The sequence below is a fragment of the Micromonospora sp. FIMYZ51 genome (genome assembly GCF_038246755.1).
GTDB lineage: Bacteria > Actinomycetota > Actinomycetes > Mycobacteriales > Micromonosporaceae > Micromonospora.
Map to the genome: position 1 here is coordinate 6234263 of NZ_CP134706.1, position 22916 is coordinate 6257178.

The window sequence follows — 22916 nt, forward strand, 5'->3', positions numbered from 1 at the left end:
ACGAGCGAGCGGTCGCGGTCAGCTTTCGGCGGGCACCCGGAGCCGGCGCGTCGCGTCGGCCCGGCGGGCGTACTCGGCGGGATCGTCCGGATAGCCCACCGCCACCAGGGTCAGCCCGTGGGCCGGTGCCACGCTCACCTCGCTGGACCGCTCCCGCCGGGTGAGCAGACCGGCCGGCCACTGCGCCGGCCGTCGGCCCTCCCCCACCGCCAGCATGGCCCCCACCAGGCTGCGCACCATCGCCTGGCAGAACGCGTCGGCCTGCACCGTGGCGACCAGGATCCCGTCGGCGTCACGTCGCCAGTCCAGCCGGGTCACCTCCCGCAGCGTGGTGGCGTTCTCCTTGCGCCGGCAGTACGCGGCGAAGTCATGCTCCCCCACCAGACCGGCCGCGGCAGCGGCGAGCCGGTCCAGGTCGAGCGGTCGGGGCCAAGCCAGGATCTCGTGTCGGCGCAGCGGTTCCGCCCCCCACGGCGCATCGGTCACCCGGTACTCGTAACGCCGGAAGGTGGCCGAGAAGCGGGCGTCGAAGGTGGCTGGCACCACGGTCATCGTCCGGACCCGCACGTCGGGCGGGAGCAGCCGGGCCAGCCGGCGCAGCAGGCCGCCCTCGTGCCCCTGCCAGACCTCGGTGGGCAGGTCGAGATGACAGACCTGCCCGGTGGCGTGCACACCCGCATCGGTACGACCGGCGACGGTCAACCCGCTCGCGGTGCCGGCGCCGAGAATCCGGTCCAGCGCCTCGACCAGCACCCCGGCCACCGTACGCCGGTCCGGTTGGGGGGCCCACCCGGAGAAGTCCGAGCCGTCGTACGCGACGTCCAGTCGCAGCCGGGTCCGCTCGTCCACGTCGTACCTCCTGGTGCGGTGCCAGCACACCGCACTGACGGGTCGGGCCCGGCACCCCAGGGGTACCGGGCCCGACGACGGCCTGGATCAGGCCTTGCCTTCCTCGACCTTGCCTTCCTCGGTGGCCAGGTCGCTGTCCTCGCGGGCAGCGGCGGTGTCACCGGACGCCGACACCGGCGCCTCGGCGTCCTGGTCGGCCGGCCGCGACTCCGGGGCCTCCTCGGCCGGGGCCAGCGCCTCGACCTTGTCCTGCTGGGCGGCCTTGCGGGCGGCGGTCTTCTGGTTCGCCTTCGGCTCGGCGATCTCCAGCTCCTCGACCAGCTCGATGATCGCCATCGGCGCGTTGTCACCCTTGCGCGGACCGGTCTTCACGATCCGGGTGTAGCCGCCGGCGCGGTTGGCGTACCGCGGCGCGATCTGGTCGAACAGGGCGTAGACCACGTCCTTGTCCTTGACCACGGTGAGCACCCGCCGACGCGAGGCGAGGTCGCCCCGCTTGGCCTTGGTGATCAGCTGCTCGGCGAGCGGACGCAGCCGCCGGGCCTTGGTCTCGGTGGTCTTGATCCTGCCGTGCTGGAACAGCGAGGTGGCCAGGTTGGCCAGCATCAGCCGCTCGTGCGCGGGGCTGCCGCCGAGGCGGGGGCCCTTGGTGGGCGTGGGCATGCTTGGTGCTCCTCAGGTGTGGCGGCAGCGCGGACTAGAGCTGCTCGGTCTCGCGGTAGTCGTCGGTGTCGTAGTCGGCCTCGCCGAAGGCGTCCACGACGTGCGCCGGGTCGAAGTTCGGAGCCGAGTCCTTCAGCCCCAGACCCATCCCGGCGAGCTTCATCTTGACCTCGTCGATCGACTTCTGGCCGAAGTTGCGGATGTCGAGAAGGTCGGCCTCGGTACGCCCGATCAGCTCACCAACGGAGTTGATGCCCTCGCGCTTGAGGCAGTTGTAGGAGCGGACGGTGAGGTCCAGCTCCTCGATCGGCAGGGCCAGGTCCGCCGCCAGCTGCGCGTCCTGCGGGGACGGGCCGATGTCGATGCCCTCCGCGGTCTCGTCCAGCTCCCGGGCCAGCCCGAACAGCTCGACAAGCGTCGAGCCGGCCGACGCCAGCGCGGTACGCGGACCCATCGACGGCTTGGTCTCGACGTCGATGATCAGCCGGTCGAAGTCGGTCCGCTGCTCGACCCGGGTCGCCTCGACGCGGTACGTCACCTTGAGCACGGGCGAGTAGATCGAGTCGACCGGGATCCGGCCGATCTCCGCGCCCGCCTGCTTGTTCTGCGCGGCCGTGACGTAGCCCCGGCCCCGCTCGACGGTCAGCTCCATGTCGAGCCGGCCCTTGCCGTTGAGGGTGGCGAGCTTCAGGTCCGGGTTGTGTACCGAGACTCCGGCCGGGGGCTGGATGTCACCGGCGGTCACGTCGCCCGGGCCCTGCTTGCGCAGGTACATGCTGACCGGCTCGTCGTGCTCGGAGCTGACGCAGAGCTCCTTGATGTTCATGACGAGCTCGACCACGTCCTCCTTGACACCGGGGATCGTGGTGAACTCGTGCAGCACACCGTCGATCTTGATCGAGGTGACCGCCGCACCCGGGATCGACGACAGCAGCGTACGCCGCAGCGAGTTGCCCAGGGTGTAGCCGAAGCCCGGCTCCAGCGGCTCGATGGTGAACCGGGACCGGGTCTCGTTGATCGACTCCTCGGAGAGAGTCGGTCGCTGGCTGATGAGCATCTTTTCTCTTCTCTTCCGGGGCGCCCGCTATATGACGCCCACGACACAAACTGTTCCGGTGGCCCGCCCGAGCGGGCGGGCCACCGCAACGAGCCCTTACTTCGAGTAGAGCTCGACGATCAGCTGCTCCTGGACCTGGGTGTCGATCACCTGGCGGGCCGGGAGCGAGTGCACGAGGATCTTCATCTGGCTCGGGATCGCCTCCAGCCATGCCGGGACGGTCTTCGAGCCGGCCTCACCCTGCGCCACCAGGAACGGGGTGAGTTCCTTGCTCTTGCCACGCACCTCGATGATGTCGTGTGCGCTGACCCGGAACGACGGGATGTCGACCTTCTTGCCGTTCACCGTGAAGTGACCGTGCTTGACCAGCTGACGGGCCATGTCCCGGGACTTGGCGTAGCCGGCCCGGTAGACCACGTTGTCCAGCCGCGACTCGAGGATCTGCAGGAGGACCTCACCGGTCTTGGCCTGCTTGGCCACGGCCTCCTCGTAGTAACCGCGGAACTGCTTCTCCAGCACGCCGTAGACCCGGCGCGCCTTCTGCTTCTCACGGAGCTGGAGCAGGTACTCCGTCTCCTTCGTGCGACCGCGGCCGTGCTGCCCGGGCGGGAACGGCCGGGACTCGAACGGGCACTTCGGTCCATCGCACTTGCTGCCCTTGAGGAACAGCTTCATCTTCTCCCGCCGGCAACGGCGGCAGTCAGCACCGGTGTAACGAGCCATCTCTCTCTAACCTCTCAGACCCGGCGACGCTTCGGCGGACGGCACCCGTTGTGCGGCTGCGGGGTGACGTCGGAGATCTGCCCGACCTCCAGACCCACCGCCTGCAACGAACGGATGGCGGTCTCCCGGCCGGAACCGGGGCCCTTGACGAACACGTCGACCTTGCGCATGCCGTGCTCCATCGCCCGACGCGCGGCGGCCTCGGCGGCCAGCTGCGCGGCGAACGGGGTCGACTTGCGGGAGCCCTTGAAACCGACCTGGCCGGCGGAGGCCCAGGAGATGACGGCACCGGTCGGGTCCGTGATGGACACGATGGTGTTGTTGAAGGTGCTCTTGATGTGCGCCTGCCCGTGGGCGACGTTCTTGCGTTCCTTGCGCCGGACCTTCTTGACAGCGGCTCCGGCACGAGCCTTCGGTGGCATAAGTCTGTGCGCTCCTATTACTTCTTACCGGGCTTCTTCTTGCCGGCGACCGTCCGCTTCGGGCCCTTGCGGGTGCGAGCGTTGGTACGGGTCCGCTGGCCACGCACGGGCAGACCCCGGCGGTGCCGGATGCCCTCGTAGCAGCCGATCTCGACCTTGCGACGGATGTCAGCGGCGACCTCGCGGCGCAGGTCACCTTCAACCTTGTAGTTGCCCTCGATGTGGTCACGGAGCTGTACCAGCTCTTCGTCCGTGAGGTCGCGGGCACGCTTGTCCGGCGAGATGCCGGTGGCAGCGAGCGTCTCCAGGGCGCGGGTGCGACCCACGCCGAAGATGTAGGTGAGCGCAATCTCCAGCCGCTTCTCGCGGGGGAGATCCACGCCGACTAGACGTGCCATGTGCGGGCGTACTCCTTGTGGTTTCTGCCGGAGGTGTGGACCCGTCCCACCCCGCTACCGACTTCTCCCGGCTGATCCGGCGCGGTGTCGCACCGGCGACCGGGATCGGTCGCTGCCCGAGCGGGCCCCGGCCTCCGACCGGGGGTCAACCACGAGTGCGTACGCGCTGCGCACTGCTCGCGGCTGGGACGAGCATGTGAAATGTGTTGGCTGGACCTGCCGCCCGGCTTCACCTCGACCGGCCGTCGAACACCCGGCCAGTCGGACGGTTCAGCCCTGGCGCTGCTTGTGGCGCGGGTCGGTGCAGATGACCATGACCCGGCCGTGCCGGCGGATCACCCGGCACTTGTTGCAGATCCTCTTGACGCTCGGCTTGACCTTCACGGTTGCCTTACTTCCCATCTGGCCCGGTATCCCCTAGGCGGGGCACCGGACGTCGAAGACGGACACGGGACGATTCCCGGCCGCCGCCAGGACTACTTGTAGCGGTAGACGATGCGCCCGCGGGTCAGGTCATACGGCGAGAGTTCGACGACGACCCGGTCCTCCGGCAGGATGCGGATGTAGTGCTGCCGCATCTTGCCGCTGATGTGAGCCAGCACCTTGTGGCCGTTGGCGAGCTCCACCCGAAACATGGCGTTCGGCAGGGGCTCGATGACCCGACCTTCGATCTCGATGGCTCCGTCTTTTTTCGGCATGTCCTCCGCTGTCCTGACGTCGGTTGCTCCGGACGGCCCACAACGTCTTACACGGGATCTGATCAAGATCAGCTTTCCCGCGCCAGCCGCGGCTCCGCGTCCCACCGAAGCGCTGGTGGGCATGGCGGAGTGGACGCTGCGCGCCGATCAGAAAGTGTACGCCCGCCCGAGCGCCGTCGCCAAACCGACCGGCCCTTACGCACCGACTGGCCGGACAAACGTGACTTTCAGGTCGTAGCGTCCCGCTCGGGCCCGGCCGATCGCTCCTCCGGGGAGCCGCCGTCGAGTTGCTGCTGGCGGAGGGCCCGCTGTTCCCGCTTGAGCGCCTTCTTCTCCGCCCGCCGCTGCCGGCGGCGCTCCCGCTCCGCGGCCCACCGCTGGGGCTCGCCAGTGGCCAGGCCGGTGACCGTATGGACCAGCACCACCGCACCCCAGGGCCCGGCCACCCAGCCCGGCCAGAAGTAGATCGCCTCGCCAGCAGCCAACGAGGTGACCGCCCAGATCGCCACCACGATGCCTACTGCCTTGAGCCACGGCTCCCAGACCTCGGCAAGCCACCGCGCGGTCACCCCTCGCCCGCCGGGCCCCGCCGGCAACTGCCCGCCGTCCTCGCGCTGGGCCGGCACCGCGCCGGTCGCCGGCACCACCGCGCCCGTCACCGGCAGGTCGCTCACCAGGCCGTCCAGATCGGCGTACGTGCGGGCGGCGTAGGCCCGCTGCAACCGCTCGTCGTACTCGTGCAGGTCGAGCCGACCCTCGTCGAGGGCCGCCCGGAGTCGTTCGGCGATGGCCTGTCGGTCCGAATCCGCTGCCCGCATGCCATCCCGCCGTTCCATACCGGCAAGCATGCCACCGTGCCGCCAACCCGGCGATACCGCAGTGATCATCCGTCCATCGGCGGGACGCACCCGGCGACCGGATCCAGCTGGCCGGGGACCGGGATCAGCTGGCCGGTGACCGGCTCGGCTCGCGGCCGGTCACCAGGTCGCCGAGGCGGGCCCGCCCGCCGTCCGGGGCGGTGAGCACCCAGACCCCGTCGGGCAGCAGAGCCATGGTGTGCTCGACGTGCGCCGCCCGCGACCCGTCCCGGGTCACCACCGTCCAACCGTCGGCAAGTTCCTCGGTCCTCGGCGAGCCCATGGTGATCATCGGCTCGATGGCCAGCGCCATGCCCGGCACCAGACGGGGCCCCTTGCCCGGCCGCCCATGGTTGAGCACGTGCGGGTCCTGGTGCATCTCGGTGCCGATGCCGTGCCCGCCGTAGCCGTCGACGATGCCGTACCGGCCGGCCTTGCGTACCGCGTTCTCGACGGCGTGCGAGATGTCGGTGAGCCGGCCCTTGCCGCTCGCCGCGCCCCGGGCGGCCACCGCGATACCGGCCCACATCGCGTCCTCGGCGACCTTGGCCATCCGCAGCAGGGCGGGATCGACCTCGCCCACGCCGACCGTGATCGCCGCATCGCCGTGCCAGCCGTCGAGCACCGCGCCGCAGTCGATCGAGATCAGGTCACCCTCGGCGAGAACCTGCCCGGGCGACGGGATCGCGTGCACGATCTGCTCGTTGACCGACGAGCAGATCGACGCCGGAAAGCCGTGGTAGCCCTTGAAGGACGGGACGGCACCGGACTCGCGGATGGTCGCCTCGGCGATCGCGTCCAGGTCGGCCGTGCTCACCCCGGGCGCGACCGCCTCCCGCATCCTGCGCAGCGCCTCCGCGACCACCAGGCCGGCGGCTCGCATCTTCTCGATCTGCTCGGGGGTCTTCAGCTGGATGTCCAGCTGGGGACGACGCATGGAGGTGCAACCTTTCGTTACCGAAACAGCGGGGCACGCCGCACGTACCCCGCTGTACCGCACTTTATCCGGCCGGCGGCTACGCCGACGTCAGCCCCCGTACGAGCGGAGGGCGTCGATCGCGCGGACCGTGACGTCCTCGACCGGGCCGGTGGCGTCGATGCCTACCAGCTTGCCCTGGGCGCCGTAGTAGTCCACCAGCGGCGCGGTCTTCTCCGCGTACTCCCGCAGGCGGGCGGCGATGGTCTCCGGCTTGTCGTCGTCGCGCTGGAACAGCTCGGCGCCGCACCGGTCGCAGATGCCCTCCCGGGTGGTCGGGTCGAACTCGACGTGCCAGATCTTGCCGCAGCCCCGGCAGGTGCGGCGGCCGGAGAGCCGCCGGATCACCTCGTCGTCGTCGACCACCAACTCCAGCACGAGCTCCAGCGAGGTCCCCAGGTCAGCGAGGAGCTTGTCCAGCGCCGCCGCCTGCGGGGTGGTCCGCGGAAAACCGTCGAGGAGGAAGCCCTCGGCAGCGTCCGGCTCGGCCAACCGGTCCCGCACCATGTTGATGGTGACCTCGTCCGGCACCAGCTTGCCGGCGTCCATGTAGCGCTTGGCCTCGACGCCCAGCGGCGTGCCCTGCGACACGTTGGCCCGGAAGATGTCGCCGGTCGAGATCTTCGGCACGGAGAGGTGCGCGGCGATGAACTCTGCCTGAGTGCCCTTGCCCGCACCCGGCGGGCCAACCAGAACCAGTCTCATCTACCGCAGGAACCCTTCGTAGTTCCGCTGCATCAGTTGGCTCTCGATCTGCTTGCTGGTTTCGAGGGCCACGCCAACCATGATCAGCACAGCGGTCCCGCCGAACGGGAAGTTCATGTACTGCTGCCGGTCCAGCCAGATGAAGAAGAAGTTCGGCAGGATGGAGATGGTCGCCAGGTAGAGCGCGCCCGGCAGGGTGATCCGGCTGAGGATGAAGTCCAGGTAGTCGGCGGTCGGCTTACCCGGGCGGATGCCCGGCACGAAGCCGCCGTACTTCTTCATGTTGTCCGCGACCTCGGTCGGGTTGAACGTGATCGAGACGTAGAAGTAAGTGAAGAAGATGATCAGCAGGAAGTAGACCGCGATGTAGATCGGGCTGGTCGGGTCGACCAGGTTGTTCTGGATCCACACCTGGGTCTTGCCCGGGTCGTTCTGGTCGAAGAACTGGAGCGCCAGCTGCGGGAGGTAGAGCAGCGACGAACCGAAGATGACCGGGATGACACCCGCCTGGTTGACCTTCAGCGGGATGTAGGTCGAGGTGCCGCCGTACATCCGCCGGCCGATCATGCGCTTGGCGTACTGCACCGGGATCCGGCGCTGGGCCTGCTCGATGAAGGTGACCGCGGTGATGACCACCAGCACCAGGGCGATGACGAGGAAGAACTTCCACCAGCCCTGGCTCTCCTTGATCCGCCAGCCCTCGCTGGGCAGCCGGGCGGCGATCGAGGTGAAGATCAGGACGGACATGCCGTTGCCGACGCCGCGGTCGGTGATCAGCTCGCCGAGCCACATCACCACGCCGGTGCCGGCGGTCATCGTCATCACCAGGATGGAGAGCGTCAGCCAGTCCGGGATGCCGGTGCCGGTCGGGATGATCTCCTCGTCGCACATGTTGTTGAACAGCTGGCCGGAGCGGGCCAGCGCGACGAAGGCCGATGCCTGCAACACACCCAGACCCAGGGTCAGGTAGCGGGTGTACTGGGTGATCTTCGCCTGACCGGCCTGACCCTCCTTGCGGAGCTGCTCCAGGCGCGGGATGACCACCGTGAGCAGTTGCAGGATGATCGACGCGGTGATGTAGGGCATGATGCCCAGCGCGAAGACCGACAGCTGAAGCAGCGCGCCGCCCGAGAAGAGGTCGAGCAGGTTCAGGACACCCGTCGATCCCTCGGTGGCTTCGATGCACTTCTGCACGTTGCCGTACGAGACGCCCGGGCTGGGCACCGTCGCGCCGAGCCGGTAGATCGCGATGATGCCGACTGTGAACAGCAGCTTCTTGCGCAGGTCAGGCGTACGGAACGCACTGAGAAAGGCGGACAGCAACTTCTTCCTCCTGCGCGAGGCGGGCCGCCGGTCGTCCCTGGCGGTGCGGGGTGGGTGCCGGGCAAGTGCCCGATATCCATGGCTGGGAAGGGACTCTAACAGCCCAATCCCGGTCCGGGCAGATGCGCCCGGCTACATATACCGAATCCGATGTTACCGGGCGCTCACGCCCGGCGTAGCGCACGGCGCCCGCCAGCTGGGGTCAACTGGCGGGCACCACACGTTTTCGCAGCTTACAGCTCGGTGGCCGAGCCGCCGGCGGCAGTGATCTTCTCCTTGGCCGACGCGCTGAACGCGTGCGCCGAAACCTGGAGCTGCACACCGCCAAGGTCCCCGGTACCGAGAACCTTCACCGGCTGGCCCTTGCGGACCGCGCCGGACTCGACCAGCTCGGCCGGGCCGACCTGCCCGCCGTTGGGGAACAACTCGGCCAGGCGGTCCAGGTTGACCACCTGGTAGACCACCTTGAACTTGTTCTTGAAGCCCTTCAGCTTCGGCAGGCGCATGTGGATGGGCATCTGCCCACCCTCGAACGCCGCCGAGATGTTCTTCCGGGCCTTCGAACCCTTGGTACCGCGACCGGCGGTCTTGCCCTTGGAGCCCTCACCGCGACCCACCCGGGTCTTCGGAGTCTTGGCCCCCGGCGCCGGGCGCAGGTGGTGGACCTTGATCGTCATTACTCGACCTCCTCGACCTTCACGAGGTGGTTCACCTTGAAGATCATGCCGCGAATCTCCGGCCGGTCCTCCTTGACCACCACGTCGTTGATCCGCTTGAGACCGAGCGAACGCAGCGACTCACGCTGGTTGTGCTTGGTCCCGATGTCGGAACGGACCTGGGTGACCTTCAGCCGTGCCATCAGGACGCCACCTCCGCCCGCGAGGCCAGCATGGCGGCGGGAGCAACGTCCTCCACCGGCAGGCCCCGACGCGCGGCGACCGCCTCGGGGGACTCAAGCCCCTTCAACGCGGCCACCGTGGCGTGCACGATGTTGATCGGGTTGGACGATCCGAGGCTCTTGGAGAGCACGTCGTGGATGCCCGCGCACTCCAGCACGGCACGGACCGGACCACCGGCGATGACACCCGTACCGGCGGAGGCCGGCTTGAGCAGCACCACACCGGCGGCGTCCTCGCCCTGCACCGGGTGCGGGATCGAGGAGCCGATCCGCGGCACCTTGAAGAAGTGCTTCTTGGCCTCCTCGACGCCCTTGGCGATCGCCGCGGGCACCTCCTTGGCCTTTCCGTAGCCCACGCCCACGGTGCCGTCGCCGTCGCCCACGATCACCAGGGCGGTGAAGCTGAAGCGACGACCACCCTTCACGACCTTGGCGACACGGTTGATCGCGACGACCCGCTCGAGGTGCGGGGTCTTCTCGGCGGGCGCGTTTCCGCGGCCGCCCTCACGGCGGTTGTCGCGGCGACCACCCTCGTTGCCACCGGACCCGCCGCCACGGCGCTGTTGACCTGGCATCAGCAGCCTTCCTCTCTCTCGTGACGGGGTTACTAGAACTCGAGCCCGGCTTCGCGAGCGGCGTCGGCCAGGGCGGCTACCCGCCCCGCGTACCGGCTGCCACCGCGGTCGAAGACGACCTTGGAGATGCCGGCCGCCTTGGCCCGCTCGGCGAGCAGGGCACCGACCTTGCCGGCCAGAGCACTCTTGTCGCCCTCCGTGCCGCGCACCGAGGCGTCCAGGGTCGAGGCCGACGCCAGGGTGTGCCCCTTGGTGTCGTCCACGATCTGGGCGACGATGTGCCGCAGCGAGCGGGTGACGACCAGGCGCGGACGCTCGGCGGTGCCGCTGACGTTCTTGCGGACCCGGAAGTGCCGACGCGCACGCCCGACGGCACGCTTGGCGGCAACGCCGCGGCGGCGCTTGAGCAGCGTGGCGCTCACTTCTTACCTGCCTTTCCGGCCTTACGGCGAATCACTTCACCCTGGTACTTCACACCCTTGCCCTTGTAGGGCTCCGGCGGGCGGATCTTCCGGATGTTGGCGGCCACCTCACCGACCAGTTGCTTGTCGATGCCGGCCACGTGGAACAGCGTCGGGCGCTCCACCGTGAAGGTGATGCCCTCCGGCGCCTGCACCGTCACCGGGTGCGAGAACCCGAGCGCGAACTCCAGGTCCTTGCCCTTGGCGGTGACCCGGTAACCGGTGCCCGCGATCTCCAGGCTCTTGCGGTAGCCCTCGGTGACCCCGACGATCATGTTCGCGACCAGGGTACGGCTCAGGCCGTGCAGCTCCTTGGCCTTGCGCTCGTCGTTCGGGCGGTTGACGTTCAGCTGCCCGTCCTCGGCCCGCTCGATGGTGATCGGCTCGGCCAGGGTGTGCGCCAGCTCGCCCTTGGGGCCCTTGACCTTGACGGTCCGGCCGTCGATCGTCACGTCGACGCCGGTAGGCACCGGGATCGACTTACGTCCAATACGCGACATTTCTACCTGTCTCCCGTTACCAGACGAAGGCGAGGACTTCCCCGCCAACGCTCCGCTTGCGGGCCTGCCGGTCGGTGAGCAGCCCCTGGGACGTCGAAATGATCGCCACGCCCAGCCCGCCGAGCACCCGGGGAAGCTCGCCCGACTTGGCGTACACCCGAAGACCGGGCTTGGAGACGCGCTTGATACCGGCCAGGCTCCGCTCCCGGTTCTGGCCGTACTTCAGCTCGACGACCAGTCGCTTGCCGACGGCACCCTCTTCGGGCTCCTCGACCGCCCAGGTGGCGATGTAACCCTCGGCCTTGAGGACCTCGGCGATGTTCGCCTTGATCTTCGAGTAGGGCATCGTCACCCGGTCGTGGTACGCCTGGTTGGCGTTACGCAGACGCGTGAGCATGTCTGCGATCGGGTCGGTCATCGTCATGAAAACTCGTCAACCTTTCTCGCCGGGGTTCCCGCGAACAGCAGGCCTACGGCGAAGAGACAGTCCAGCTAACGCGCGAGCGCGCCGGGCTATTACCAGGAAGCCTTGGACACGCCGGGCAGCTCACCGCGGTGAGCCATCTCCCGGATGCACACCCGGCAGAGCCCGAACTTGCGGTAGACCGCCTTGGGACGCCCGCACCGCTGGCAGCGGGTGTACGCGCGAACCGAGAACTTCGGCTTCGCGGCCGCCTTGAGGATCAGCGCCTTCTTGGCCATCTCAGTTCTCCTTGAACGGGAAGCCCAGGAGCTTCAGCAGCGCCCGGCCCTCGTCGTCGGTCGTGGCGGTGGTGACCACCGTGATGTCCATGCCCCGCTGGCGATCGATCTTGTCCTGGTCGATCTCGTGGAACACCGACTGCTCGGTCAGACCGAACGTGTAGTTGCCGTGCCCGTCGAGCTTGCGCCCGTCCAGGCCGCGGAAGTCGCGAATACGCGGCAGCGCGATGGAGAGCAGCCGGTCCAGGAACTCCCACATCCGGTCGCCGCGCAGGGTCACCTTCGCGCCGATCGGCATCCCCTCGCGGAGCTTGAACTGCGCGATGGACTTCTTCGCCCGCCGAACCTGCGGCTTCTGGCCGGTGATCGTGGCCAGGTCACGGACCGCACCGTCGATGAGCTTGGCGTCCCGAGCGGCCTCGCCGACGCCCATGTTCACGACGATCTTGACCAGCCGCGGCACCTGCATCGGGTTGCCGTAGTTGTACTGCTCGCGCAGCTGGGCCACGATCTCGTTGCGGTACCGCTCCTTGAGGCGCGGCATGGTCTTGGTTTCGGTAGCCGTGGTCATCACAGGTCCTTACCGGTGCTACGCGCGATGCGAACCTTCTGGCCGTTCTCGTCGATCCGGTAACCGACGCGGGTCGGCTTACCGTCGGAGTCCAGGACCATCACGTTCGAGACGTGGATCGGGGCCTCCTGGGTGACGATGCCACCGGTCTTGGCGCCACGCTGAGTGGTGCTGATGCGAGTGTGCTTCTTGACCCGGTTCACGCCCTCGACCAGGACCTTGTCCTGCCGCGGGTAGGCCGCGATGACCTTGCCCTTGGCACCCTTGTCCTTGCCGGCGATGACGACGACCGTGTCGCCCTTCTTGACCTTCACGGTCACAACACCTCCGGCGCGAGAGAGATGATCTTCATGAACCGCTTGTCCCGCAGCTCACGACCGACCGGGCCGAAGATACGGGTGCCACGCGGGTCCCCGCCGTCCTTGATGATGACGGCGGCGTTCTCGTCGAAGCGGATGTACGAACCGTCCGGCCGACGCTTCTCCTTGGCGGTGCGGACGACGACGGCCTTGACCACGTCACCCTTCTTCACACCGGCACCCGGGATGGCGTCCTTGACGGTGGCGACGATGACGTCGCCGATGCTCGCGTAGCGCCGACCGGAGCCGCCGAGAACCCGAATGCACAGGATCTCCCGGGCACCCGTGTTGTCGGCGACGCGCAGTCGCGACTCCTGCTGAATCACGTCTATCTCCTATGTCTGCCGGTTCTCCGGCCGCCGGGGCGGCCGGAGCCTGGCGGAACCTGCGCCCGACCGATCTCGGCCGAGCTCGAGCCTTCGCTACTTGGCCTTCTCGAGGATCTCCACGAGCCGCCACCGCTTGGTGGCGGACAGCGGCCGGGTCTCCATGATGAGGACCCGGTCGCCGATGCCGGCGGAGTTCTGCTCGTCGTGGACCTTGAGCTTGCTGGTCCGGCGCATGATCTTGCCGTACAGCGCGTGCTTGACCCGGTCCTCGACCTCGACGACGACGGTCTTGTCCATCTTGTCGCTGACCACGAGGCCCTCACGCACCTTGCGGCGGCCACGCGTGGCGGTGGTGGTGTTCTCGCTCATCCTGCAGTCACCTCAGTCGGCGCGGCCGAGAGCCCCAGCTCGCGCTCACGCATGATCGTGTAGATCCGGGCGATCTCCCGGCGGATGACCTGCAACCGCCGGTTGTTGTCCAGCTGCCCGGTTGCGGCCTGCACGCGGAGGTTGAACAGCTCCGCCTTGGCCTCGCGCAGCTTCGTGACCAGCTCCTCCTGGGAGAGCTCACGCAGCTCGGCGGCCTTAACGCCCGCTGCCATCAGGATTCACCCACTTCGCGCGTCACAATGCGGCACTTCATCGGGAGCTTGTGAATCGCGCGACGCATCGCCTCTCGCGCGATCTGCTCGTTGGGGAAGGACATCTCGAAGAGCACCCGCCCCGGCTTGACGTTTGCGACCCACCACTCGGGCGAGCCCTTACCGGAACCCATCCGGGTTTCCGCCGGCTTCTTGGTGAGGGCCTGGTCCGGGAAGATGGTGATCCAGACCTTGCCACCACGCTTGATGTGGCGGGTCATCGCGATACGCGCCGACTCGATCTGCCGGTTGGTCACGTACGCCGGCTCGAGAGCCTGGATCCCGAACTCGCCGAACACCACCCGGTTGCCACCCTTGGACGCGCCACTGCGGTCCGGGTGGTGCGGCTTGCGGAAGCCCTTCGGGGGCTTGCGCGGCATCAGCATCTGTCAGCCCTCCTGCTGCGTTTCTGCCGCGGCGGCGACGGCGGAAGCGTCCACCGGCTCACCGCTCGGCGTCTCGGCCTGCTGCCCGACGGTCGTCGCGGCGGCCCGGCCGGCCTCGGTGCCACCGGAGGTCGTACCGGACGAACCGGAGCGACCACGGCGCGGCCGCTCGGGGCGGTCGCCGCGCTCCCGGCGCGGGCGCGACGGAGCCTCGGTCGGGGTCTCCCGACCCGGCACCGCGTCGCCCTTGTAGATCCAGACCTTCACGCCGATGCGGCCGAAGGTGGTACGCGCCTCGAAGAAGCCGTACTCGATGTTGGCCCGCAGCGTGTGCAGCGGAACCCGACCCTCGCGGTAGAACTCCGTACGGCTCATCTCGGCGCCGCCGAGGCGACCCGAGACCTGCACCCGGATGCCCTTGCACATCGGGTTCTTCATCGCCGACTGCATCGCCTTGCGCATCGCCCGACGGAAGCTGACCCGGCTGGAGAGCTGCTCGGCCACGCCCTGGGCAACCAGCTGCGCGTCCGACTCGGGGTTCTTCACCTCGATGATGTTCAGCTGCACCTGCTTGCCGGTGAGCTTCTCCAGCTCGCCGCGGATCCGGTCGGCCTCGGCACCCTTACGGCCGATGACGATGCCCGGCCGGGCGGTGTGGATGTCGACGCGGACCCGGTCGCGGGTGCGCTCGATGTCGACCTTGGAGATGCCGGCGCGCTCCAGCCCCTTGGACATCATCCGGCGGATCTTGACATCCTCGCCGATGTAGTCCTTGTAGAGCTTGTCCGCGAACCAGCGGGACTTCCAGTCGGTCGAGATGCCGAGCCGGAACCCGTGCGGGTGAACCTTCTGACCCATTACTCGGCGCCCTCCGTGTTGCTCTGCGTCTCAGCCGGCGCGGTCTGCTTCGCCGGGGCCGTCTTCTTCGCCGACTTCGGCGCGGCCGGCGCCACCGCCTCGACCGCCACGGTGATGTGGCACGTGCGCTTGCGGATCCGGTACGCCCGGCCCTGCGCCCGCGGCTGGAACCGCTTCATGGTCGGGCCCTCGTCCACGAACGCCTCGCTGACGAGCAGCGCGTCGGGGTCCAGCCGCTCGTTGTTCTCCGCGTTGGCGATCGCGCTCGCGAGCACCTTGTATACCTGCTCGCTCGCTGCCTGCGGCGCGAACTGCAGCACCGTGAGCGCCTCCTTCGCGGGCAGGCCGCGGACGAGGTTGACCACCCGGCGCGCCTTCATCGGCGAGATGCGCACATACCGCGCAACCGCCCGCGCGCCCGGAAGCACCGGAGCGTCGCCCTTTCCTGGCATCGCTGTAACCCCTTGATCCTCTATCCGTATGCCCGCGGCGTCAGCGCCGGCGGCTCTTCCGGTCGTCCTTCTCGTGACCCTTGAACGTGCGGGTCAGCGCGAACTCGCCGAGCTTGTGCCCGACCATCGCCTCGGTCACGAACACCGGGACGTGCTTACGTCCGTCGTGCACCGCGATCGTGTGCCCGAGCATGTCCGGGATGATCGTCGAGCGGCGCGACCAAGTCTTGATGACGTTCTTCGAGCCCTTCTCGTTCTGCGTCTCCACCTTCTTGAGCAGGTGGTCGTCGATGAACGGGCCCTTCTTCAGGCTGCGAGGCATGTCTTATCTCCCTCAGCCGCGCTTACGCGTGGCGTAGCGGCGGCGGACGATCAGCCGGTCACTCGGCTGGCCCTTACGACGGGTGCGGCCCTCGGGCTTACCCTGCGGGTTGACCGGGTGGCGACCACCGGAGGTCTTGCCCTCGCCACCACCGTGCGGGTGGTCGACCGGGTTCATGGCGACACCACGGACGGTCGGGCGCTTGCCCTTCCACCGCATCCGGCCGGCCTTGCCCCAGTTGATGTTTGACTGGTCGGCGTTGCCGATCTCGCCGATGCTGGCGCGGCAGCGCACGTCGACCCGCCGGATCTCGCCGGACGGCATACGCAGGGTCGCGTACGCGCCCTCCCGGCCGAGCAGCTGGATGCCGACGCCGGCCGAGCGGGCCAGCTTGGCCCCGCCACCGGGCCGCAGCTCCACGTTGTGGATCGTGGTACCGACCGGGATGTTGCGCAGCGGCAGGTTGTTGCCCGGCTTGATGTCGGCGCTCGGACCAGACTCGACGCGGTCGCCCTGCTTCAGGTCCTTCGGCGCGATGATGTAACGCTTCTCGCCGTCGAGGTAGTGCAGCAGCGCGATGCGCGCGGTGCGGTTCGGGTCGTACTCGATGTGCGCGACCTTGGCCGGCACGCCGTCCTTGTCGACCCGCTTGAAGTCGATGATCCGGTACTGGCGCTTGTGGCCACCACCCTGGTGCCGGGCGGTGATCCGGCCGTGGACGTTCCGACCGCCCTTCTTCGGCAGCGGCGCCAGCAGCGACTTCTCGGGCGTCGACCGGGTGATCTCGGCGAAGTCGGCGACGCTCGAGCCACGCCGGCCCGGCGTCGTCGGCTTGTACTTACGGATAGCCATTGTCTACACCCCTCAGCTGACCGGGCCGCCGAAGGCCTCGATGCGGTCGCCCTCAGCCAGCTTCACCATCGCCCGCTTGGTGTTCTTGCGCTTGCCGAACCCGGTACGGGTCCGCTTGCGCTTGCCCTCGCGATTGAGCGTGTTGACCGTCAGGACGCGGACGTTGAAGATCTGCTCGATGGCGATCTTGATCGCCGTCTTGTTCGCGTCCGGGTGCACCAGGAAGGTGTACCAGTTGCGGTTCAGCTCGCTGTAGCTCTTCTCCGAGACGACCGGCGCCACGATGATGTCGCGCGGGTCGGCGATCGTGCTCACTTGCCACCCTCCTCGGTGGTCTCGGCGGGGACGCCCAGGAACTCGTCCAGGGCCGCCTTGGTGAAGACCACGTCGTCGGCCACCAGCACGTCGTACGTGTTCAGCTGGCCGGCCTCGATCAGGTGCACCCGCGGCTCGTTGCGCAGCGACAGCCAGTTCAGCTCGTCGGTGCTGCTCAGCACGACCAGTACCCGGCGGGCGTCGGTCAGCTTGGCGAGGGTGGCCAGCGCGGCCTTGATCGACGGCTTCTCGCCCGAGACGAACGCCTCGACGACGTGCACCTGGCCGGCGCGGGCCCGGTCCGACAGGGCGCCACGCAGGGCAGCGGCCTTCATCTTCTTCGGGGTGCGCTGGCTGTAGTCGCGCGGCACCGGGCCGTGCACCACGCCACCACCGGCGAACTGCGGCGCGCGGATCGAACCCTGCCGGGCCCGACCGGTGCCCTTCTGCTTGTACGGCTTCTTGCCGCCGCCGGAGACCTCACCACGGGTCTTGGTCTTGTGGGTGCCCTGCCGGGCCGCCGCGAGCTGCGCCACCACGACCTGGTGCATCAGCGCGATGTTGGCCTGCACGTCGAAGATGTCGGCGGGCAGCTCGACCGAGCCGGTGGTGGCGCCTTCGGTGTTACGGACGTCAACGGTGGTCACTTGGCCACACCGCCCTTCTTCGCCTTGGCCGCGGTGCGGACCAGGACCAGCGCGCCCTTGGGGCCCGGAATGGCACCCCGGACGAGCAGGAGGTTGTTCTCGGTGTCGACCGCCTGGATGGTCAGGTTCTGCACGGTGTAGCGCACACCACCCATGCGGCCCGCCATCCGGGTGCCCTTGAAGACCCGACCCGGGGTGGCGCAGGCGCCGATGGAGCCCGGCGAGCGGTGCTTGCGCTCGACACCGTGGCTGGCGCGCAGACCGTGGAAGCCGTGCCGCTTCATCGGGCCGGCGTAGCCCTTGCCCTTGGTCTTGCCGGTGACGTCGACCGAGACGCCGACCGGGAACTCCTCGACCGTGATCTCCTGGCCGAGCGAGTAGTCCGCGGCGTCGATGGTGCGCAGCTCGACGATGTGCCGGCGCGGCGCCACGTCAGCCTTGGCGTAGTGCCCGCGGAGCGGCTGCTTGACCTTGCGCGGGTCGATCGTGCCGTACGCCAGCTGGACCGCGGAGTAACCGTCCTTGTCGGCGTTACGAACCTGGGTGATGACGCAGGGGCCGGCCTGAACCACGGTCACCGGGACAACGCGGTTGTTGTCCCAGACCTGGGTCATGCCGAGCTTCGCGCCCAGGATCCCCTTAACTTGCCTGTCCATGTGTCCGGTCCCTACAGCTTGATCTCGATGTCGACGCCAGCCGGCAGGTCGAGGCGCATGAGCGAGTCGACCGTCTTCGGGGTCGGGTCGATGATGTCGATAAGCCGCTTGTGCGTACGCATCTCGAAGTGCTCGCGCGAGTCCTTGTACTTGTGCGGCGAGCGGATGACGCAGAAACGGTTGATCTCCGTGGGCAGCGGCACCGGGCCCGCGACCTGCGCCCCGGTACGCGTCACCGTCTCGACGATCTTCCGAGCCGAGGAGTCGACGACCTCGTGGTCATAGGCCTTGAGCCGGATGCGGATCTTCTGTCCCGCCATGGTGGCTTCTGTTCCTTCTCTCGATGCCGCTGTGTTGCGGGTGCCTGTACCGGCTGGCACAGGCCCTCTTCGCCCACCCCCGCGGTCGGGCGTGTCGCGCCCTTGGGCCAGGCTCCGCCCCGGGATACCGGAGCGATCCTGACCCGCGGTGGGTCCAGGCGCCGATCGCGCTACCGCGACCTGAACGCCGCGCAAGGGTGGTTGGCGGGCGACCGCCAACCACCCCACGCCCGACTGCTCTGCCCACCCGGAGGTTCAGCGTGAGCCGAACACGGGAGGCGAACTGTCGTTACGCAACCTGACTAGTATGCCGCACGACCGGCGGCGGGTCTAATCGGGGTTACCCAGCTCACTTGATGATCTTGGTGACGCGACCAGCGCCGACCGTACGGCCACCCTCCCGGATCGCGAACTTGAGGTTTTCCTCCATCGCGATGGGCTGGATCAGCTTCACGGTCATCGTGGTGTTGTCGCCAGGCATGACCATCTCGGTGCCCTCGGGGAGGGTGACGACACCGGTGACGTCCGTGGTCCGGAAGTAGAACTGCGGACGGTAGTTCTGGAAGAACGGGGTGTGCCGGCCGCCCTCCTCCTTGGAGAGGATGTAGACCGTCGCCTCGAACTCCGTGTGCGGGGTCGTGGTGCCCGGCTTGACGACCACCATGCCGCGCTCGACGTCCTCGCGCTTGATGCCCCGCAGCAGCAGACCGACGTTCTCACCCGCGCGGGCCTCGTCGAGCAGCTTGCGGAACATCTCGATGCCGGTGCAGACCGTCTTCTGCGACTTCTCGCGGATACCGACGATCTCCACCTCCTCGTTCGGCTTGAGGACGCCGCGCTCCGCGCGACCGGTGACGACGGTGCCCCGACCGGTGATCGTGAAGACGTCCTCGATCGGCATCAGGAACGGCTTCTCGGTCTCGCGCTCCGGCTGCGGGATCGCGGTGTCGACAGCGTTCATCAGCTCCATCAGGCGACCGGTCCACTCCGGGTCACCCTCAAGGGCCTTGAGCGCCGAGACGCGCACGACCGGCAGGTCGTCGCCCGGGTACTCCTGCGACGAGAGCAGCTCGCGGACCTCGAGCTCGACGAGCTCCAGCAGCTCCTCGTCGTCGACCATGTCGCTCTTGTTGAGCGCCACGACGATGTACGGCACGCCGACCTGACGGGCCAACAGCACGTGCTCGCGGGTCTGCGGCATCGGGCCGTCGGTCGCCGCGACCACCAGGATCGCGCCGTCCATCTGCGCGGCACCGGTGATCATGTTCTTGATGTAGTCGGCGTGACCGGGGCAGTCGACGTGCGCGTAGTGCCGCGCCTCGGTCTGGTACTCGACGTGCGAGATCGAGATCGTGATGCCGCGAGCCTTCTCCTCCGGCGCCTTGTCGATCTCGTCGAACGGCGTGTACGGGTTCAGGTCCGGGTACTGGTCGTGCAGGACCTTGGTGATGGCCGCCGTCAGCGTCGTCTTACCGTGGTCGATGTGACCAATGGTGCCGATGTTGACGTGCGGCTTAGTCCGCTCGAACTTCGCCTTCGCCACTGGTGTCCTCCTGTGGACTTCTTGGTTCTTCTCGCCCCGGTGCGCCAGGTCGGCGCTTAGGACTCTGTCGACAGCCTTTCCGGCCTGAGGGGCCGGAGAGCTTTGTGGGTTCTGCGGCGATGAAGCCTACAGGCCCGGAATTCATCCAATCCGACCGAGGTGGTCGCGGTCGGGGAATCCTCCCGCGACCACCGTCGGATCAGCTCAGGCGAGCGTCACTCACCCGTCGCCTTGGCGATGATCTCCTTGGCCACCGAGGCCGGAACCTCGGCGTAGGAGTCGAACTGCATGCTGTAGCTAGCCCGGCCCTGGGTCTTCGACCGCAGGTCGCCGACGTAGCCGAACATCTCCGACAACGGCACCAGAGCCCGGACGACACGGGCGCCGCTGCGCTCCTCCATCGCCTGGATGATGCCGCGGCGGGAGTTGAGGTCACCGATGACGTCACCCATGTTCTCCTCAGGAGTGGTGACCTCAACGGCCATCATCGGCTCGAGGAGGGCGGGGTCGGCCTTGCGGGCCGCCTCCTTCATCGCCATCGAGCCGGCGATCTTGAACGCCATTTCCGACGAGTCGACCTCGTGGTACTGGCCGTCCACCAGGGTGAGCTTGATGCCCACCAGGGGGAAGCCGGCGAGGATGCCGTACTGCATGGCGTCCTGCGCGCCCGCGTCCACCGAGGGGATGAACTCCCGGGGGATGCGGCCACCGGTGACGGCGTTGGCGAACTCGTACGTCGGCGCGTCGTTCCCGAGCGGCAGCGGCTCCAGGCTGATGATCACCCGGGCGTACTGGCCGGAACCACCGGTCTGCTTCTTGTGGGTGTACTCGACCTTCTCCACCTTGCGGCGGATGGTCTCGCGGTACGCCACCTGCGGCTTACCGATGTTCGCCTCGACGTTGAACTCGCGGCGCATCCGGTCGACCAGGATGTCCAGGTGCAGCTCGCCCATGCCGGAGATGACCGTCTGGCCGGTCTGGTCGTCCAGCTTGACGCGGAAGGTCGGGTCCTCCTCGGCCAGCCGCTGGATGGCGGTGCTGAGCTTCTCCTGGTCGGCCTTGGTCTTCGGCTCGATGGCCACCTCGATGACCGGCTCCGGGAAGGTCATCGACTCCAGGATGACCGGGTTCGCCGGGTCGCAGAGGGTGTCACCGGTGGTGGTCTGCTTCAGACCCTGCACCGCGATGATGTCGCCAGCCTTGGCGGTGCTGCGCTCTTCCCGCTTGTTGGCGTGCATCTGGTAGATCTTGCCGATCCGCTCCTTGCGGTCCTTGGTGGAGTTGACCACCTGGGAACCCGACTCGAGCGTGCCGGAGTAGACCCGGACGTAGGTGAGCTTGCCGAGGTGCTTGTCCGTCTGGATCTTGAAGGCCAGACCGGAGAACGGCTCCGACACCGACGGCTTACGCTGCATCGGGGTCTCGCCGTCGGTGGCCGTACCCTCGATCGCCGGGATGTCCAGCGGCGACGGCAGGTACGCGACGACCGCGTCCAGCATCGGCTGGATGCCCTTGTTCTTGAAGGCGGTGCCGGTGAGGACCGGGTTGGCCTTGCCGCCGATGGTGGCGCGACGGATGGCGGCCTTGATCTCCTCGGCGGAGATCTCCTCGCCCTCCAGGTACTTCTCCATCACCGAGTCGTCGACGTCGGCAAGCGTCTCCATCAGCTTCTCGCGCCACTCCGCGGCGGCGTCGGCGAGGTCGGCCGGGATCTCCTCGACCGCGTAGTCCTCACCCTTCTGGGTCTCGCCACGCCAGGTGAGGGCACGCATCTCGACCAGGTCGACCACGCCGATGAAGTCGGACTCGGCGCCGATCGGGATCTGGAGCACCAGCGGGGTGGCGTTCAGCCGGTCGATCATCATCTGCACGCAGCGGAAGAAGTCCGCACCGGTGCGGTCAAGCTTGTTGACGAAACACATCCGGGGGACGTTGTACTTGTCCGCCTGGCGCCAGACGTTCTCCGTCTGCGGCTCCACGCCGGCCACGCCGTCGTAGACCGCGACCGCACCGTCCAGCACCCGCAGCGACCGCTCCACCTCGACCGTGAAGTCGACGTGGCCGGGCGTGTCGATGATCTGGATCGTGTGGCCCTTCCACTCGCACTTCGTGGCGGCGGAAGTGATGGTGATACCGCGCTCCTGCTCCTGCTCCATCCAGTCCATGACGGCAGCGCCCTCGTGGACCTCACCGATCTTGTACGTGATACCGGTGTAGAACAGGATTCGCTCGGTGGTAGTGGTCTTACCGGCATCGATGTGCGCCATGATGCCGATATTGCGTACGTTGGCGAGCGCGTCTGCGGCGGCCACTTCAATCCCTACTTATCGTCGTCTCGACACAACTGGTGGCGGTCCCGGCACCGGTTGGGCGCCGGGACCAGGGTGTTACCAGCGGTAGTGCGCGAAGGCCTTGTTGGACTCCGCCATCTTGTGCGTGTCCTCGCGCCGCTTGACGGCGGCACCGAGGCCGTTGCTCGCGTCCAGCAGCTCGTTCATCAGCCGCTCGACCATGGTCTTCTCGCGCCGGGCGCGGGAGTAGGTGACCAGCCAGCGCAGGCCCAGCGTGGTCGCCCGGGCCGGGCGGACCTCGACCGGCACCTGGTAGGTCGCGCCACCAACCCGGCGGCTGCGGACCTCAAGCGTCGGCTTGACGTTGTCCATCGCCCGCTTGAGCGTGACGACCGGGTCGGTGCCGGACTTCTCCCGGCAGCCCTCAAGCGCCGCGTACACGACGCGCTCGGCCAGCTGACGCTTGCCCCGCAGGAGGATCTTGTTCACCAACTGAGTGACCAGCGGCGAGTTGTACACCGGGTCAGCGACCAGCGGCCGCCGCGGAGCGGGTCCCTTACGCGGCAT

Annotated in this window: 36 protein-coding genes; all 36 read right to left on the reverse strand. The window is 68.1% G+C overall.

Annotated elements, in window-relative coordinates; all coding sequences use genetic code 11:
• Positions 1 to 18: 18 nt before the first annotated feature.
• Positions 19 to 849 (reverse strand): tRNA pseudouridine(38-40) synthase TruA, encoded by an 831-nt coding sequence (gene truA / locus QQG74_RS27885; protein WP_341717635.1) that lies wholly within the window; start codon positions 847 to 849, stop codon positions 19 to 21.
• Between the two features lie 87 nt (positions 850 to 936).
• Complete coding sequence (gene rplQ / locus QQG74_RS27890; RefSeq protein ID WP_341717636.1) at positions 937 to 1512, reverse strand: 50S ribosomal protein L17; 576 nt, start codon at positions 1510 to 1512, stop codon at positions 937 to 939.
• Positions 1513 to 1546: 34 nt separating this feature from the next.
• On the reverse strand, positions 1547 to 2569 hold the full coding sequence (locus QQG74_RS27895; RefSeq protein WP_013735931.1) for a DNA-directed RNA polymerase subunit alpha: 1023 nt from the start codon (positions 2567 to 2569) through the stop codon (positions 1547 to 1549).
• Positions 2570 to 2665: 96 nt separating this feature from the next.
• Complete coding sequence (gene rpsD / locus QQG74_RS27900; protein ID WP_341717637.1) at positions 2666 to 3292, reverse strand: 30S ribosomal protein S4; 627 nt, start codon at positions 3290 to 3292, stop codon at positions 2666 to 2668.
• Positions 3293 to 3306: 14 nt separating this feature from the next.
• A complete protein-coding gene (gene rpsK / locus QQG74_RS27905; protein WP_007073011.1) occupies positions 3307 to 3714 on the reverse strand; it encodes a 30S ribosomal protein S11 in 408 nt (135 codons plus the stop codon).
• 17 nt (positions 3715 to 3731) lie between these two features.
• Positions 3732 to 4112: a 30S ribosomal protein S13 gene (rpsM, locus tag QQG74_RS27910; protein ID WP_111216656.1), complete on the reverse strand. Its 381-nt coding sequence runs from the start codon at positions 4110 to 4112 to the stop codon at positions 3732 to 3734.
• 270 nt (positions 4113 to 4382) lie between these two features.
• On the reverse strand, positions 4383 to 4496 hold the full coding sequence (gene rpmJ / locus QQG74_RS27915; RefSeq protein ID WP_012184307.1) for a 50S ribosomal protein L36: 114 nt from the start codon (positions 4494 to 4496) through the stop codon (positions 4383 to 4385).
• A gap of 92 nt (positions 4497 to 4588) precedes the next feature.
• Positions 4589 to 4810: a translation initiation factor IF-1 gene (gene infA, locus QQG74_RS27920; protein WP_007073013.1), complete on the reverse strand. Its 222-nt coding sequence runs from the start codon at positions 4808 to 4810 to the stop codon at positions 4589 to 4591.
• A 227-nt stretch (positions 4811 to 5037) separates the two neighbouring features.
• On the reverse strand, positions 5038 to 5646 hold the full coding sequence (locus QQG74_RS27925) for a DUF1707 domain-containing protein (protein WP_341717639.1): 609 nt from the start codon (positions 5644 to 5646) through the stop codon (positions 5038 to 5040).
• Positions 5647 to 5752: 106 nt separating this feature from the next.
• The gene (gene map, locus QQG74_RS27930; RefSeq protein WP_341717640.1) at positions 5753 to 6604 is read right to left on the reverse strand and encodes a type I methionyl aminopeptidase; all 852 of its coding nucleotides are present in this window, start codon (positions 6602 to 6604) and stop codon (positions 5753 to 5755) included.
• A gap of 90 nt (positions 6605 to 6694) precedes the next feature.
• The gene (locus QQG74_RS27935) at positions 6695 to 7348 is read right to left on the reverse strand and encodes an adenylate kinase (protein WP_341717641.1); all 654 of its coding nucleotides are present in this window, start codon (positions 7346 to 7348) and stop codon (positions 6695 to 6697) included.
• A complete protein-coding gene (gene secY / locus QQG74_RS27940) occupies positions 7349 to 8671 on the reverse strand; it encodes a preprotein translocase subunit SecY (RefSeq protein ID WP_341717642.1) in 1323 nt (440 codons plus the stop codon).
• Positions 8672 to 8904: 233 nt separating this feature from the next.
• A complete protein-coding gene (gene rplO, locus QQG74_RS27945) occupies positions 8905 to 9348 on the reverse strand; it encodes a 50S ribosomal protein L15 (RefSeq protein ID WP_341717643.1) in 444 nt (147 codons plus the stop codon).
• A complete protein-coding gene (gene rpmD, locus QQG74_RS27950; RefSeq protein WP_341717644.1) occupies positions 9348 to 9530 on the reverse strand; it encodes a 50S ribosomal protein L30 in 183 nt (60 codons plus the stop codon). Before rpmD ends, rplO begins: the two co-directional genes overlap by 1 nt.
• Positions 9530 to 10144: a 30S ribosomal protein S5 gene (rpsE, locus tag QQG74_RS27955; RefSeq protein WP_137776512.1), complete on the reverse strand. Its 615-nt coding sequence runs from the start codon at positions 10142 to 10144 to the stop codon at positions 9530 to 9532. The genes rpmD and rpsE overlap by 1 nt, the downstream gene beginning before the upstream one ends.
• A 32-nt stretch (positions 10145 to 10176) precedes the next feature.
• Positions 10177 to 10566, reverse strand: coding sequence for a 50S ribosomal protein L18 (gene rplR / locus QQG74_RS27960; RefSeq protein WP_341717645.1), 390 nt, complete (start codon positions 10564 to 10566; stop codon positions 10177 to 10179).
• The gene (rplF, locus tag QQG74_RS27965; RefSeq protein ID WP_341717646.1) at positions 10563 to 11105 is read right to left on the reverse strand and encodes a 50S ribosomal protein L6; all 543 of its coding nucleotides are present in this window, start codon (positions 11103 to 11105) and stop codon (positions 10563 to 10565) included. Before rplF ends, rplR begins: the two co-directional genes overlap by 4 nt.
• Before the next feature lie 16 nt (positions 11106 to 11121).
• Positions 11122 to 11529, reverse strand: coding sequence for a 30S ribosomal protein S8 (gene rpsH / locus QQG74_RS27970; RefSeq protein ID WP_341717647.1), 408 nt, complete (start codon positions 11527 to 11529; stop codon positions 11122 to 11124).
• Positions 11530 to 11621: 92 nt separating this feature from the next.
• A complete protein-coding gene (locus QQG74_RS27975; RefSeq protein WP_007073023.1) occupies positions 11622 to 11807 on the reverse strand; it encodes a type Z 30S ribosomal protein S14 in 186 nt (61 codons plus the stop codon).
• A gap of 1 nt (position 11808) precedes the next feature.
• Positions 11809 to 12378 (reverse strand): 50S ribosomal protein L5, encoded by a 570-nt coding sequence (rplE, locus tag QQG74_RS27980; protein ID WP_341717648.1) that lies wholly within the window; start codon positions 12376 to 12378, stop codon positions 11809 to 11811.
• Positions 12378 to 12698, reverse strand: a complete 321-nt coding sequence (rplX, locus tag QQG74_RS27985; RefSeq protein ID WP_207228005.1) for a 50S ribosomal protein L24 — start codon at positions 12696 to 12698, stop codon at positions 12378 to 12380. Before rplX ends, rplE begins: the two co-directional genes overlap by 1 nt.
• Positions 12695 to 13063, reverse strand: a complete 369-nt coding sequence (gene rplN, locus QQG74_RS27990; protein ID WP_007073026.1) for a 50S ribosomal protein L14 — start codon at positions 13061 to 13063, stop codon at positions 12695 to 12697. Before rplN ends, rplX begins: the two co-directional genes overlap by 4 nt.
• Positions 13064 to 13159: 96 nt before the next feature.
• Positions 13160 to 13435, reverse strand: coding sequence for a 30S ribosomal protein S17 (rpsQ, locus tag QQG74_RS27995; protein ID WP_189046361.1), 276 nt, complete (start codon positions 13433 to 13435; stop codon positions 13160 to 13162).
• Positions 13432 to 13668: a 50S ribosomal protein L29 gene (gene rpmC, locus QQG74_RS28000; RefSeq protein ID WP_204033741.1), complete on the reverse strand. Its 237-nt coding sequence runs from the start codon at positions 13666 to 13668 to the stop codon at positions 13432 to 13434. The genes rpsQ and rpmC overlap by 4 nt, the downstream gene beginning before the upstream one ends.
• Positions 13668 to 14093 carry a 50S ribosomal protein L16 gene (gene rplP / locus QQG74_RS28005; RefSeq protein WP_007465292.1) on the reverse strand — a complete coding sequence of 142 codons (426 nt, stop codon included), beginning with the start codon at positions 14091 to 14093 and terminating at the stop codon, positions 13668 to 13670. Before rplP ends, rpmC begins: the two co-directional genes overlap by 1 nt.
• 3 nt (positions 14094 to 14096) lie before the next feature.
• A complete protein-coding gene (gene rpsC / locus QQG74_RS28010; protein ID WP_341717649.1) occupies positions 14097 to 14951 on the reverse strand; it encodes a 30S ribosomal protein S3 in 855 nt (284 codons plus the stop codon).
• Positions 14951 to 15403 (reverse strand): 50S ribosomal protein L22, encoded by a 453-nt coding sequence (gene rplV, locus QQG74_RS28015; protein WP_341717650.1) that lies wholly within the window; start codon positions 15401 to 15403, stop codon positions 14951 to 14953. Before rplV ends, rpsC begins: the two co-directional genes overlap by 1 nt.
• 40 nt (positions 15404 to 15443) lie before the next feature.
• A complete protein-coding gene (gene rpsS, locus QQG74_RS28020; RefSeq protein ID WP_067359615.1) occupies positions 15444 to 15725 on the reverse strand; it encodes a 30S ribosomal protein S19 in 282 nt (93 codons plus the stop codon).
• Positions 15726 to 15737: 12 nt separating this feature from the next.
• Complete coding sequence (gene rplB / locus QQG74_RS28025) at positions 15738 to 16577, reverse strand: 50S ribosomal protein L2 (RefSeq protein WP_341717651.1); 840 nt, start codon at positions 16575 to 16577, stop codon at positions 15738 to 15740.
• Positions 16578 to 16589: 12 nt separating this feature from the next.
• Positions 16590 to 16892, reverse strand: a complete 303-nt coding sequence (gene rplW / locus QQG74_RS28030; protein WP_013735952.1) for a 50S ribosomal protein L23 — start codon at positions 16890 to 16892, stop codon at positions 16590 to 16592.
• A complete protein-coding gene (gene rplD, locus QQG74_RS28035) occupies positions 16889 to 17539 on the reverse strand; it encodes a 50S ribosomal protein L4 (protein WP_341717652.1) in 651 nt (216 codons plus the stop codon). The genes rplW and rplD overlap by 4 nt, the downstream gene beginning before the upstream one ends.
• On the reverse strand, positions 17536 to 18195 hold the full coding sequence (rplC, locus tag QQG74_RS28040) for a 50S ribosomal protein L3 (protein WP_341717653.1): 660 nt from the start codon (positions 18193 to 18195) through the stop codon (positions 17536 to 17538). Before rplC ends, rplD begins: the two co-directional genes overlap by 4 nt.
• A gap of 11 nt (positions 18196 to 18206) precedes the next feature.
• Positions 18207 to 18515: a 30S ribosomal protein S10 gene (gene rpsJ, locus QQG74_RS28045; RefSeq protein ID WP_007073037.1), complete on the reverse strand. Its 309-nt coding sequence runs from the start codon at positions 18513 to 18515 to the stop codon at positions 18207 to 18209.
• 349 nt (positions 18516 to 18864) lie between these two features.
• On the reverse strand, positions 18865 to 20058 hold the full coding sequence (gene tuf, locus QQG74_RS28050; protein ID WP_341717654.1) for an elongation factor Tu: 1194 nt from the start codon (positions 20056 to 20058) through the stop codon (positions 18865 to 18867).
• A 215-nt stretch (positions 20059 to 20273) separates the two neighbouring features.
• Positions 20274 to 22370 carry an elongation factor G gene (gene fusA, locus QQG74_RS28055; RefSeq protein ID WP_341717655.1) on the reverse strand — a complete coding sequence of 699 codons (2097 nt, stop codon included), beginning with the start codon at positions 22368 to 22370 and terminating at the stop codon, positions 20274 to 20276.
• Positions 22371 to 22445: 75 nt separating this feature from the next.
• Positions 22446 to 22916 (reverse strand): 30S ribosomal protein S7, encoded by a 471-nt coding sequence (gene rpsG, locus QQG74_RS28060; RefSeq protein WP_091650217.1) that lies wholly within the window; start codon positions 22914 to 22916, stop codon positions 22446 to 22448.

Bases quoted from the DNA above. Each gene is read 5' to 3' on its own strand.
- rplQ (WP_341717636.1), bottom strand. From the start codon at position 1,512: ATGCCCACGCCCACCAAGGGCCCCCGCCTCGGCGGCAGCCCCGCGCAC.
- QQG74_RS27895 (WP_013735931.1), bottom strand. From the start codon at position 2,569: ATGCTCATCAGCCAGCGACCGACTCTCTCCGAGGAGTCGATCAACGAG.
- rpsD (WP_341717637.1), bottom strand. From the start codon at position 3,292: ATGGCTCGTTACACCGGTGCTGACTGCCGCCGTTGCCGGCGGGAGAAG.
- rpsK (WP_007073011.1), bottom strand. From the start codon at position 3,714: ATGCCACCGAAGGCTCGTGCCGGAGCCGCTGTCAAGAAGGTCCGGCGC.
- rpsM (WP_111216656.1), bottom strand. From the start codon at position 4,112: ATGGCACGTCTAGTCGGCGTGGATCTCCCCCGCGAGAAGCGGCTGGAG.
- infA (WP_007073013.1), bottom strand. From the start codon at position 4,810: ATGCCGAAAAAAGACGGAGCCATCGAGATCGAAGGTCGGGTCATCGAG.
- QQG74_RS27925 (WP_341717639.1), bottom strand. From the start codon at position 5,646: ATGGAACGGCGGGATGGCATGCGGGCAGCGGATTCGGACCGACAGGCC.
- map (WP_341717640.1), bottom strand. From the start codon at position 6,604: ATGCGTCGTCCCCAGCTGGACATCCAGCTGAAGACCCCCGAGCAGATC.
- QQG74_RS27935 (WP_341717641.1), bottom strand. From the start codon at position 7,348: ATGAGACTGGTTCTGGTTGGCCCGCCGGGTGCGGGCAAGGGCACTCAG.
- rplO (WP_341717643.1), bottom strand. From the start codon at position 9,348: ATGACGATCAAGGTCCACCACCTGCGCCCGGCGCCGGGGGCCAAGACT.
- rpmD (WP_341717644.1), bottom strand. From the start codon at position 9,530: ATGGCACGGCTGAAGGTCACCCAGGTCCGTTCCGACATCGGGACCAAG.
- rpsE (WP_137776512.1), bottom strand. From the start codon at position 10,144: ATGCCAGGTCAACAGCGCCGTGGCGGCGGGTCCGGTGGCAACGAGGGT.
- rplF (WP_341717646.1), bottom strand. From the start codon at position 11,105: ATGTCGCGTATTGGACGTAAGTCGATCCCGGTGCCTACCGGCGTCGAC.
- rpsH (WP_341717647.1), bottom strand. From the start codon at position 11,529: ATGACGATGACCGACCCGATCGCAGACATGCTCACGCGTCTGCGTAAC.
- QQG74_RS27975 (WP_007073023.1), bottom strand. From the start codon at position 11,807: ATGGCCAAGAAGGCGCTGATCCTCAAGGCGGCCGCGAAGCCGAAGTTC.
- rplE (WP_341717648.1), bottom strand. From the start codon at position 12,378: ATGACCACGGCTACCGAAACCAAGACCATGCCGCGCCTCAAGGAGCGG.
- rpsQ (WP_189046361.1), bottom strand. From the start codon at position 13,435: ATGAGCGAGAACACCACCACCGCCACGCGTGGCCGCCGCAAGGTGCGT.
- rpmC (WP_204033741.1), bottom strand. From the start codon at position 13,668: ATGGCAGCGGGCGTTAAGGCCGCCGAGCTGCGTGAGCTCTCCCAGGAG.
- rplP (WP_007465292.1), bottom strand. From the start codon at position 14,093: ATGCTGATGCCGCGCAAGCCCCCGAAGGGCTTCCGCAAGCCGCACCAC.
- rpsC (WP_341717649.1), bottom strand. From the start codon at position 14,951: ATGGGTCAGAAGGTTCACCCGCACGGGTTCCGGCTCGGCATCTCGACC.
- rplV (WP_341717650.1), bottom strand. From the start codon at position 15,403: ATGCCAGGAAAGGGCGACGCTCCGGTGCTTCCGGGCGCGCGGGCGGTT.
- rpsS (WP_067359615.1), bottom strand. From the start codon at position 15,725: ATGCCTCGCAGCCTGAAGAAGGGCCCGTTCATCGACGACCACCTGCTC.
- rplB (WP_341717651.1), bottom strand. From the start codon at position 16,577: ATGGCTATCCGTAAGTACAAGCCGACGACGCCGGGCCGGCGTGGCTCG.
- rplC (WP_341717653.1), bottom strand. From the start codon at position 18,195: ATGGACAGGCAAGTTAAGGGGATCCTGGGCGCGAAGCTCGGCATGACC.
- rpsJ (WP_007073037.1), bottom strand. From the start codon at position 18,515: ATGGCGGGACAGAAGATCCGCATCCGGCTCAAGGCCTATGACCACGAG.
- rpsG (WP_091650217.1), bottom strand. From the start codon at position 22,916: ATGCCGCGTAAGGGACCCGCTCCGCGGCGGCCGCTGGTCGCTGACCCG.